Consider the following 11,529-nt stretch of genomic DNA (forward strand, 5'->3'; position numbering starts at 1 on the left):
TAACTAAATTTTACCATATTTTGGAATTTGATGTTTTATTTTGCCTCATATTCTATGTTTTATTTTTGTCTTTTTAGTATTTTTATATATAATTTATTAAATTATCCATTAATGTAAAAGGGAGTCATGACAAGGAAAAAAAAGATTTTATTTTCAATTTTTGCGTTATTTTTTCTAAGCGCAGCTTCAGTTACTGCTTTTTTGACCTACAATTATTTAAATCAACCGGCGGCTCCTGTAAAAAAAATTAGTGGCATTGATTTACTACTTGAATCAGACAAAGACAAAAAAGTTGACAGCGAAAACAAATTTAGCAAAGATTACTTAGCTGAACTTGACCAGTTTAATGATTTTTTTAGTGATCAAAATCAAGATTTAAGTCAAGAATATGGACAAAGAGAAAGTTTTTTTGAACAACTTTCTCTTTTAGATCTTAAAAAAATAACAGAAAATAAGATTATTTTTCCTGAAGGCTATGAGCGCTTTAAATTTAATACTGAAAATAACTTTGTCACAAAAGAAAGTGAAGAAAATTTTCTTGGCCCAAAAAATAATAATTTATTAGTTTATGACTTAAATTATCCTTTAGTTAATAATTTAATTGAAGAAAACAATAACTTTAAATCTAATATTTTGAATCAAAAATTTACAATTTTTGATTCAAAAGCACGAAATCAAATATTTAAACTTAATAGAATTGGCACATATGCCCAACCCTTAAATAATTCCAATGAATATGATTGAATTTACCAAAAAAACGTAAAATTTAAGACCGGAACTGCTGCAATATTAGATTCTAATAATGAAAAAACATTATTAATTACAAATAATCACGTTTTAAGACCACTGGAAAGTTATAAATACAACGATGAAAATTTCGAAATTAGAACCCAAAAAATAAGATTCTGAAATACCTTAGGCGGAAATTTTCTTGAATGATATCAAAATGGAAAAATTTATAGCATCGACAGGGATAATATAGCATTACTTTTTTATGTAAAAAAAATTTATGAGGAAAAAATTAGCAGCTTTGATCAAGTTCAAATTTTAGAATTTCTTATGAATTTCTATAATGATTATTTTGAAATTCCTTCTGATTTTGATAATCAAAAATTTGATGTTGGAGTTTTTTATTTTAAATACAAAAAGTTTATTGATGATTTAAGAAAATTAGCTACATTTTATAAAGAAAATAAAACCGATATTTTAGCAAAAATTCAACAAAATCAAACCATACCTGACCCTAATAGTGCTAAAAATAATTCAATTGAGTCAAAATTTGAAAATTTTCTAGCAACTTATCAAAATTTTATTGATTTCTGAGAAAAAATGGTCAAAGAAAAACCTGTTCAAATTTCAGAAAAAGTTTGAAAAAAAGGTGATTCAACCTATGATTTTAATGTAGGACTTTTTTGACCAAAGTCAAAACCTATGAAAAATAATTTCAAAGGCGTTTATGCCTCTGATCCACAGCAAAATTTTTCACGCTTATCATTGTACTTTTATACAAACAACGGACCTGGCGCTTCTGGTTCAGGAGTTTTTAACGAAAAAGGCGAACTCCAATTTATTAATGGATTTGGTTTAATTAACAATTTTTACGATAATAATTCACGAATAGAAAAAAATTATTACGACAAATTAAACACAAATATTTCATTATCAGGTGGAATCCCTCTTGTTACTGAAGATTTTAATTTAACAAAATTAATAAAAGAATTTTATCCTTCTAATCAAAAGAAGGGGTTTACCCCAATTCAAAACGATAAAATTATTGTAATAAATAAAAAAGCGTAAGTTTTTTTATTTAAACTTACGCTTGGTTTCATACCGGCGCACCGGTTGCTAGAATTATTATGAGATGGGAATTAAACCAATATTTTTAAAATATTTTTACTTATCTTAAAAATCTCATAATATATATGAAATCAATATTAATTATACCACAACTTTTTTAAAAAGAAGAAATAAAAAAAATGACTTGCGCAAGAAACAGTAAATTAGTGTATTTTTACTATTTTTCTTTTTTCAAAACGAAAAAATTGTTGTAAATAAAAAATAAAAAAGCGTAAGTTTTTAAATTAAACTTACGCTTGGTTTCATACCGGCGCACCGGTTGCTAGAATTATTATGAGATGGGAATTAAACCAACATTTTTAAAATATTTTTACTTATCTTAAAAATCTCATAATATATATGAAATTGATATTAATTATACCACAACTTTTTTAAAAAGAAGAAAAAAATAAAAAAAATAAAAATGACTTGCAGGAGCAACAGTAAATTAGTGTATTTTTACTATTTTTCTTTTTTTATTTTTGGTTCAAATTAAAGGAAAAAAGAAAATTTGCAAAATTATATTTGTAAACTTTATGTGGAAAAAGTAGCGAAAATTCCTTAATATGATATAATTTTTTTAATTTACAGGTGGTTTTTATGAGCAAAATAACTAAACAGCAACTTGGCGCAAAAATTTGAGAAGCTGCCAAAACGCTACGAAAAAATCTTGAGGCCTATGAATATAAGGACTATATTTTAGGCTTGCTTTTATATAAATTTTTATGCCAAAAACAAATTGAATATTTAATTGAAGATGGTGTTAGTAAAGATGATCTTTATCTTTTTGATAATAAATTAGATTTTACCAATTTCGATTTCGAAAAAACTAAAATCGAAGATAAAGATGAAATTGATAAAATTAGAGATTTAACTAAAGATTCAATTGGTTATTTTATTGAATATCATAATTTATTTAATTATTGAGTCGAGAATAAAAACGATTTTAATATTGATGTTTTTCAAAGAGCATTTAATGACTTTAATGATGCCGTTAATAAAACTGAGAAAAATAAATTCGGGCCATTATTTAAGAATTTATTTTCTAAATTTGAAAATGAATTGGACAAGCTCGGTAATAATACTGGAGAAAGAACTGATAATATCCTTGGGCTTATTGATATTATCAAAGACATCCCAACGACTAGACAAGAATATGATGTTCTTGGGTTTATTTATGAGTATTTAATTGCCCAATTTGCCTCAACTGCCGGGAAAAAAAGTGGTGAATTTTACACTCCTCATGAAGTTAGTGACTTAATGTCGCGAATTGTTGCATATCACCTAAGAGAACGCGATAAGATTACTGTTTATGATCCAACAAGTGGTTCAGGTGGTCTGCTTTTAAACATTGGTAAAGAATTTAAAAAATATAATAGTAGTAAAAGTCCAGTTACTTATTATGCCCAAGAAGTTAAGAGTGAAACTTTTAACTTAACAAGAATGAACTTAATTATGTCAAACATAAACCCCACCGAAATCAAAGTTCGCAACGCCGATACTCTTGAAGATGATTGGCCTGATTTTGATAACGGAGATCCTAACGCATATACATTATTACGTGTCGATGCTGTTGTCTCAAACCCTCCATATTCACAAAAATGAGACCCAGAAAAAGCAAGTCATAAAACAAGATTCGATGAATACGGTATTCCTCCCAAAAATAAAGCAGACTATGCATTTTTATTGCATGACTTATATCACATAGAATCTAACGGAATTGGTGCGATTGTATTACCACATGGAGTTTTATTCCGCGAAAATAAAGAAGGCGAAATTAGAAGAAAACTAGTTGAAAAAGGTCACATTGATGCTATAATCGGTCTTCCTGGAAATATGTTTTACGGAACCGGAATTGAAACTGTTATTATCATTTTAAAGAAAACGCTACGTGAGAATAGAGATATTCTTTTTGTTGATGCCTCAAATATGTATATTAAAGATGGCAAAAATAACCGCTTTAATAAATCACATATCAAAAAAATTGCCGATATTATTAACGAGCGCCGTGAAACTGAAATTTCAAAAATAATTAGTTTTGACGAAATAGAAAAAAATAATTTTAACCTAAATATTTCAAGGTATATTGAATTAAATCAAGAAAAAGATTATGACCTATTTTCATTAGTTTTTGGCCCAATTAGCAAAAAGGAACTAAAACGTTTTGATAACTTTTTCCTCAATTTCCCTAAAATCAAGGAAAAAATGTTTAAAGAAAGCCAGCAAAACAGCGATTATTATGATTTGCTTTCGCAAGACTATATAAATATTATTTATAATGACAGTGATTTTCAAAATTATCTTGAATCATTTCAAACTAAAGTGGTTGATTTTATTAATTTTTTCAATGATAAGATACCTAATATTAACTCAATTAAGGGTATTGACTTAGTTAAGTTTGAAAAAGATATAACTGAGTATGTTTTTTCATCTCTAAAATTTCCATTAATTGATATTTATGATGTTTACCAAATTGTAATTGATAATTTTGAAAATGTTCAAGAAGATTTAGAACTTTTGAAGGAAAAATTTGGTAATTCTGATAGTCTAAATATTAAAGAATTTCTAAAAGATCAAATTGAAGACTTGCCTGGTAAAAATAAGACTTGAAAATCAAGGTTTTTTAGTAACAATTTAATTGAGCAAAAATTTTTTCCAGATTCTTTTGCTAAATTAAATGAGATTCAAAGTCAAATCGATCAACTCCAATCAGAAGTAGAAGATCTTCAAAAAACAATTGATGACGAAGATAAAAACAACACTTATAACTATTGCAGTGGCGAAGACAAAACTTGCAAAATTTATAATGATAAAAAAGATGCTTTTGATCAAAGTTGTATTAAAAAATTAGCTAAAGAATTTAAAAACTTAAACGAATCATTTGCTCTAGATTCTTTTGAGTCAGTAATAATTCAAATTAGTGAAAAATATCCAGGTATCGAAAAGATCAAAAAAGATTTAACTAACATAAAAAATGAGTTAAACGATAAATCATACAAACAATATTTGAATTTGGATGAAAATAGTTTCTATGAGTTATTAATTTCAAAATGGTGAGATAATTTTATTAAGATTTTCAAGGAAAAAAACGAGGAATTCGTTGATGAGAAAATCTCAGGAATATCCGAAATGTTAAACAAATATAAACACACTTTTGGTGATATTCAAAAAAAAGTTTCTGATTTGGAAGCAAAAATGTGTACTTTTTTGGATGAACTTGAGGGAAATCCCGCAGACATGGAAGCTATTAAAACATTATCTAATATTTTGAAGGCAAATTAATGTCCAAAAATAAAAATATTCCTGAAATTAGAATAGGTGGATTTAACCAACCCTGAGTTAAAAAAAGATTGGGTGATGTTTTAAAACACGAACAACCATGAAAATATATCGAGTCATCAACTAAATATTTTAATTATGGAATTCCGGTTTTAACTCCGGGGAAAACTTTTGTGCTTGGTTATGCAAAAGACTCAAAAAATATTAAAAAAGCATCAGGAAATTCACCAATAATTTTATTTGATGATTTTACAACTCAATCTCGCTTTATCAATTTTGATTTCAAAGTTAGAAGTTCAGCGCTTAAATTTATAACTAACAAAAACTCAAAAGATAATCTTAAATTGGTAGAAAAATCTCAGACAATTAGTTTTTTACCTATGATTTTGATTACACCGCTTTTGTTAATTTTTTCTAGCATGTTCATTTTAAAAATTTGGACAAATAATTTACCTCATATAATAACTTGGAGTTTTATATGATAAGCAACTTTGAGGTCTTTCATAGTTATACCAATGAATAAATGAACTTATTTTTTGATAAGCAATAGCCACATTTTCAAAATTTTGACCCTCAATATTAATTAATTCGCGTTGAAAAACTGCATAAAAATATTCAATAGGGCGGTTTGCAAGAGCATTTCCTTTTGGTGACATTGATTGTTGGATACCATTTTGCTTCAAAAAATTAGCAAATTTGTAGTTTGCATATTCCACACCATGATCTGAATGGAAAAATTTTGGTTTAATATTATACTTTTTAATTGTTTGTTTCACTAAGTTTATAGTTTCTTCTGAAAATCTTGTTTTAGAAATCGAAAAATTGAGCAAGTAATTGGATTTTGTTTCAATAATTGAGTGTAGGTAAAATCATTCGTTGTTAATTTTGATAAATTTAATATCAGCAAACCATTTTTCACCAAAATTTTCTGAGGAAAATTCACCTTTGATATGATCTTCAGTCCAAATTCGTGTAAACTTTTTCTCTTTTGGCGCCGGTTTTCCTTGCCTTTTATAAGCAATTGATTTTAATCCTAAAAATTCGTAGTGTTTTTGAAACACGTACGTGCTTACATAATTTCCCTGATTTATGTAAATATTATATAGGATGTCTCGGCCTTTTACCTTTCGATTCAAATGGAAATTTTCACGAATTCACTCAAGTAATTTTTCATCATAAATCATTTTCTTTGGTGGTTTTTTTACCCTTATTTTCTCATAAATAGAAGTGCGATTAATGTTAAAAACACTACAAATTCTAGTGGAATTTTCGATTTTGTTTTTATCTTTTTCTTGCTCTTGTTTTCGTTTTTTGAGTTCCTCAAGAACAATTGCGGGGTCAATTCCGTATCTTCTAAGAACATTCTCCATTATCTCTTGATAAACTTCACGATCATTTTCAGAAAGGTCGTTAATTGTATATTTCTTCTTTGGTTTGCGTGGAGATTTGATTTTTCCACGAGTACTAATTAAACTTTTCATATCATTATTATAAAACTTTTTTTGCCAATTTCTTATCAAATTATTAGCGTATATATGCAACATTCATTCTTTATCCGCTTTTTTACTTTTAGATTTGTTTTTGTAAATTTCTCTAAATTCTTCTGCAAAATCCAAAATTGCGTTTTTTAAGCCTCTAGATTCGGCAATTTTGATGTATTTAAATTTCTCTTCAATTGTGAATTTGTATTGTTTCATTTTGACACACCTTTTTTCGAATAAGTCTGAAATTGGTGTACTAATTTACTCAAAAGATAATCTTTATTTTAATTATTTAATTCTACAAAAAATAAATTACAATGTGGGGCACCACGGACGTCACTGACTCCCACTTTTTGTTAATTTTGTATTTTTTCAACCTATTTATCTTGAGCAACAAAAAATTTCGCAACTTTTTGAAACTTTTGAAAATTTAGTTAATAAACTTGAAGAAACAATCCTCCTTCTGAAAAATCTTAAAAATGATTTTACTAACAAAATGTTTGCTAATTTTAGTTCAGATTTTCCTTCAATTAGATTCAAAGGTTTCAAATCAGCCTGAATTACTGATCAAGTTAAAAATTTATTTGAGCTTTCCCGAGGCCAATCACTAACCAAAAACCAAATAAAAACTAGACCTGTAGAAGAGAGAGAGAGAGAGAGAGAGACCGCGGATACATCTACCCGGTATATTCATCACAAACAGAGAATCATGGAATATTTGGCTATTACAACGAATATTTGGAGCAAAAAAGATAATTTTTTCAACTCACGGAAATCCTGGATCGGCTAAATTTATTGAAGAAAAATTTTTCGCTACCTCTAATTGTGGAATTTTGACTTCAAAAAAATATGCTGAAAGTACACTTTTTGCAATTCAGTTCGAAAAAAATTCCAAAAAATTTATTTCTCAAAGCACAATCCCGCATTTAATTAGCTCAAATGTCCTCAAAATTGAGCTAAAATTCACCATAGATGTTGGCGAGCAGCAAAAAATTTCGCAACTTTTTGAGACTTTCGACTCTCTAATTCTTGCCTATGAGCAAAAAGTTGCCTATTCTGAAAAAATTAAAAAAATTTTATTAAATAAAATGTTTATTTAGGTGATTATGTATTTTAAAGACGAATCAGAATTTGAACAAGAAATAATTAATCAATTACAAAAACATGGCTGAAAAGGTTTAATAGATCATTCTAACCCCGAAAAGGGTTTTTCTCATGTTTTAAATAATATAAATGAACAAGATTTAATAGAGAATTGAAAAAAAATTCTGTTTTATAATAATAGGGATAAGCTTAATGATATTAAACTTACCGATGAAGAAATGGATGAAGTTATTAGACAGATCCAAAAACACAAAGACTTTTATGAATTAAACACATTAATAACTAATGAGTTTATAAGTATCAAAAGAACATTCAATAAGCCAAGTGGTGAAAAAGAAATTAGAACAGTACAATTAAGAATATTTTCAAAACATGATATTGGTAAAGGGAATAACATTTACCAAATTGCACGTCAAATAACCGCTACCAGTACAAAATTTATAAAACATCGAGCTGATTTAATGCTTTTATTTAACGGGATGCCTTTAGTTCATATTGAATTAAAAAATCATAAACCAATTAATGACGCTATACAGCAAATAAAAAATTATGCCGATTCTGGATTTTATAATGGTATTTTTAAATTAGTGCAAATTGTGGTTGCTATGAAACCTAATGAAATGTTGTATTTGCCAAATACAACTAAAACTGAAAATATTAAAAAACAAAATTTTTTAAAATGAGCTAATAAAGATAATGAAGTTATAAATGATTATTCAGTGTTAATTGATAAATTTTTCAGTATTCCCACAGTCCATAAAATGATTGCTGACTACACAATCGCCGACAAAAATGATATGAATCTTAAAATTTTGAGAAGTTATCAAGTTCATGCGGTTGAGAAAATTAGAAAGAAATTCGAGCGAAAGCAATTTTTTAACAATTCAAGAAAAATCGACCAAGGCGGATTTGTTTGGCACTCAACCGGTTCAGGAAAAACACTTACTAGTTTTAAATTAGCAACTCTTATTTTACAAAAACAATTTAGTGATATTGTATTTTTTGTTGCTGATCGTATCGAACTGGTCAACCAAACTTCAAAAAAGTATGATAAGTGAAATCCTTCGAAAAAAATTGAGGTTAAAGTGCCAAAAACAACTAAAGATCTAATTGATGAACTTCGTGAAGATTCTATTAGTCATAAAATAATTATAACTTCAATTCATAAATTATCAAAGGCGGCAGAATCTTTAAAAACAAAAAATGACAAGGTGTCATCAAAAATTGCATCAATAAGAAAAACATTCATTTTTGATGAAGCGCACAGATCAACTTCTGGCGACATGCTTAATAAAATAAGGTCGGAATTTAAAAAAAATTCAGTTATTTTTGGCTTTACAGGAACACCAATTTTAACTAATAACACAAAAGAGGGCATAAGTACTCAGGAAATTTTTGGCTCAGAATTGCACAATTACAAAATGTCGGAAGCTATTAAAGATAATAAAGTGTTAAAATTTTATTGTCAATACCGTTTTTTGAATAATATACTTGCCCCAAGACTTGAAGAAATTCAAAAAAAAGTGGACGACAAGATTGAAATTAATGAGTATAACCAAGTTCTCAACGAAGATCCGAAAATAATTGAACTTGAGGAGAAAATTTTTACTGAGTTCGAAAAAAGGTATAATACTGGTTACAAAAAAGAGGTTGCAAAAGATATTTTAAAGCAATGAAAAAATATAAGTGATAAGGGTTTTTATTCAGCAATTTTTACCGTTAAATCAATTACTAGTGCTATTAAATATTTTGAAATTTTTAGAGATGAAATTAAAAAACAAGGATTAAATTTAAAGATTACCGCACTCTTTGATGATTTAGTCGATTCATCTAAGGATGATTTTTTATATCGAGTAGAAGCCAAAGATGAAATTTTAAAACAATATAATCAAGATTTTAATGCTAATATTAAATCTCCTGAGGAATTTAAAAAGGATATTCAGGAGAGGTTAGAAAAAAAACGACAGCGATCATCTGGATCAAAAGATAACACTGACCCATATCAATTAGATTTGTTAATTGTTGTTTATCAACTTTTAACAGGTTATGACTCAAAATACATAAACACCGTTTATTTTGATCGCGTTGTTGAAAATGAACATTTAATTCAAGCGGTTTCAAGAACAAATCGTATTGAAAACCCTAATTTTAAACCTCATGGAAATATAGTTTTTTACAACCGACCACATTATATGCATAGTGCTATGATGAAAGCTTTAAAATTGTATGATTGTGGTGATCCAAAAATGGTTGATCCTGTAAACATTGAACAACATTTAAATGAAATAAATGCCAATTTTAATGGTCTAAAGCAGCTTTTTATTAAATGAGATTGCGATGATTTTAACTGTGTTCCCGATTTAGATGATGATAATAAGGATGATTTTCGTAAATTTTTAGAATATTTTAACAAAATTCGCTACAATTTAAATATTGTCTTTATCCACAATTTTTCTTGGGAAGAAAACAAAAACAACCAAAAAATTTTGTTAAATGAAGAACAGTGGGAATTAATAAAATTCAGATATAAAAATGTTGATTGAAGCAAATTCATCGCTTCTAATCCTGGTCAAGAATATGAAGATCTTATTATTGAAAAAGAGGATATTCCCACAAGTTTTCATACTGTTACATATGAAACATACATTCAAGGTATGGACGATAATTTTTCATTAAGTTGGGATAAATTTTTACAAAAATATAAACACCAGCTAATAACTAATTTTGAAAAAACTGATCAAGAACTTGCAAAAGATTGCTTAAAGAAAATGTGAGAAAAAGGAAAATCTTTTGATATCAAAGATTGTGTTAAACAAAAACAAAGAGAGAATTTGGATAAAGAAATAATTGAGTTTACAAAATCAACGGGGGTCAATATCAATAAACTTAAAGAAATTATTAACGATAATGGAGATATTAATAAAAATAACCAACTTACTGAATTAATTCAAGTCGAATTGACTTATGAAGTAAAAAAGTATATCGCACAAAAGTTAAATAGGAAAAATATTGAAAATGTTAAACCGGTTAATCTTCGTGAATTAGTTAAAGAATTTATCAAAGAATGTCGAGCTAAAAAAGCTAAAATTTTAACTTAAAAAGCAAAATTATGAAATTTTTAAACTACTTTTTAGTTTAAAACACTGGCAAAAATCATAAAAAATATAACTACTATTTAAACTCAATGCAAATAGAAAACTCATTTTTATTTAAATTGAGCCTAAAAAAATATGTGAAGTTTTGAAAGAGCCATAATTAAAAGCCTTAAATTTGTAGATTTCTAAACGGTTAAATTTAAGGCATTCCATCATATCTAAAAATATAATGGATAATTCGCATTTTCTGATTTTTTAGACAAAAAACATAATTAATTCCCCCTTAATTCTAATATCAAAAATTTATTAATTATTCTTAAGTGAAGTTAATTATAACACAATTTTTTGCTAGACCAAGCATTTTTTTTTTTTCCGAGTTTCCCAGTTTTAAGACAAAAATTCACTTTTTAGTGAATATAAATATGAAGAAACACCCGTAAATCGGTGTTTTTTTAATGTAAAACCTTAATTTTATAAGTAGCATTTGGTAGCATTTTAAGTAATTTTATGGTATAATTATAAATTATGAAAAAACAAAAATTAACTAAGTTGGTTTAGTATCGATGTTGCAAAAATTAAGACAAAGGGTTGAATTTAACACTTTAGATCAGCAAATTATATTTAAAAAACACGATGGTGTCCCTAGCGATCCAAACATTTGAAATAGATATGATTTTTACTTTGATATCTTAATAAATCACTAATAAAATTGTAACCAACTTTTACCAAAAAAC

Annotated in this window: 8 protein-coding genes; 7 read left to right on the plus strand and 1 reads right to left on the minus strand. The window is 27.0% G+C overall.

The genetic code is table 4. The features are described from left to right. Nucleotides 1-126: 126 nt before the first annotated feature. The 3 genes from V3249_RS02275 (at nt 127) to V3249_RS02285 (ending at nt 5,600) form a co-directional block, all read left to right on the plus strand. Nucleotides 127-1,797, plus strand: coding sequence for an Mhp366/Mhp367 family surface (lipo)protein (locus V3249_RS02275; RefSeq protein WP_341517440.1), 1,671 nt, complete (start codon nt 127-129; stop codon nt 1,795-1,797). Nucleotides 1,798-2,436: 639 nt separating this feature from the next. After that, nucleotides 2,437-5,118, plus strand: a complete 2,682-nt coding sequence (locus V3249_RS02280; RefSeq protein WP_341490668.1) for a type I restriction-modification system subunit M — start codon at nt 2,437-2,439, stop codon at nt 5,116-5,118. Continuing rightward, nucleotides 5,118-5,600 (plus strand): hypothetical protein, encoded by a 483-nt coding sequence (locus V3249_RS02285; protein ID WP_341517441.1) that lies wholly within the window; start codon nt 5,118-5,120, stop codon nt 5,598-5,600. Before V3249_RS02280 ends, V3249_RS02285 begins: the two co-directional genes overlap by 1 nt. Here V3249_RS02285 and V3249_RS02290 read toward each other — a convergent pair. Beyond that, the gene (locus V3249_RS02290; RefSeq protein ID WP_332976865.1) at nt 5,565-6,812 is read right to left on the minus strand and encodes an IS3 family transposase; all 1,248 of its coding nucleotides are present in this window, start codon (nt 6,810-6,812) and stop codon (nt 5,565-5,567) included. The genes V3249_RS02285 and V3249_RS02290 overlap by 36 nt on opposite strands. Nucleotides 6,813-6,915: 103 nt before the next feature. Between V3249_RS02290 and V3249_RS02295 the strand changes: the two genes are divergently transcribed. The 4 genes from V3249_RS02295 to V3249_RS02310 all read left to right on the plus strand — a co-directional run bounded on the left by V3249_RS02295 (nt 6,916) and on the right by V3249_RS02310 (nt 11,499). Continuing rightward, on the plus strand, nt 6,916-7,386 hold the full coding sequence (locus tag V3249_RS02295) for a hypothetical protein (protein ID WP_341517442.1): 471 nt from the start codon (nt 6,916-6,918) through the stop codon (nt 7,384-7,386). A gap of 4 nt (nt 7,387-7,390) precedes the next feature. After that, entirely contained in the window at nt 7,391-7,696 is a 306-nt protein-coding gene (locus V3249_RS02300; RefSeq protein WP_341517663.1) for a restriction endonuclease subunit S, read from the plus strand. A 6-nt stretch (nt 7,697-7,702) separates the two neighbouring features. Beyond that, nucleotides 7,703-10,798 carry an HsdR family type I site-specific deoxyribonuclease gene (locus tag V3249_RS02305; RefSeq protein WP_337897093.1) on the plus strand — a complete coding sequence of 1,032 codons (3,096 nt, stop codon included), beginning with the start codon at nt 7,703-7,705 and terminating at the stop codon, nt 10,796-10,798. 560 nt (nt 10,799-11,358) lie between these two features. Further along, nucleotides 11,359-11,499, plus strand: coding sequence for a hypothetical protein (locus V3249_RS02310; RefSeq protein ID WP_252263094.1), 141 nt, complete (start codon nt 11,359-11,361; stop codon nt 11,497-11,499). The last annotated feature ends 30 nt before the right edge of the window (nt 11,500-11,529 follow it).

The sequence above is a fragment of the Mesomycoplasma ovipneumoniae genome, from assembly GCF_038095995.1.
In the GTDB taxonomy this organism is placed as follows: Bacteria; Bacillota_I; Bacilli_A; order Mycoplasmatales; family Metamycoplasmataceae; genus Mesomycoplasma; species Mesomycoplasma ovipneumoniae_F.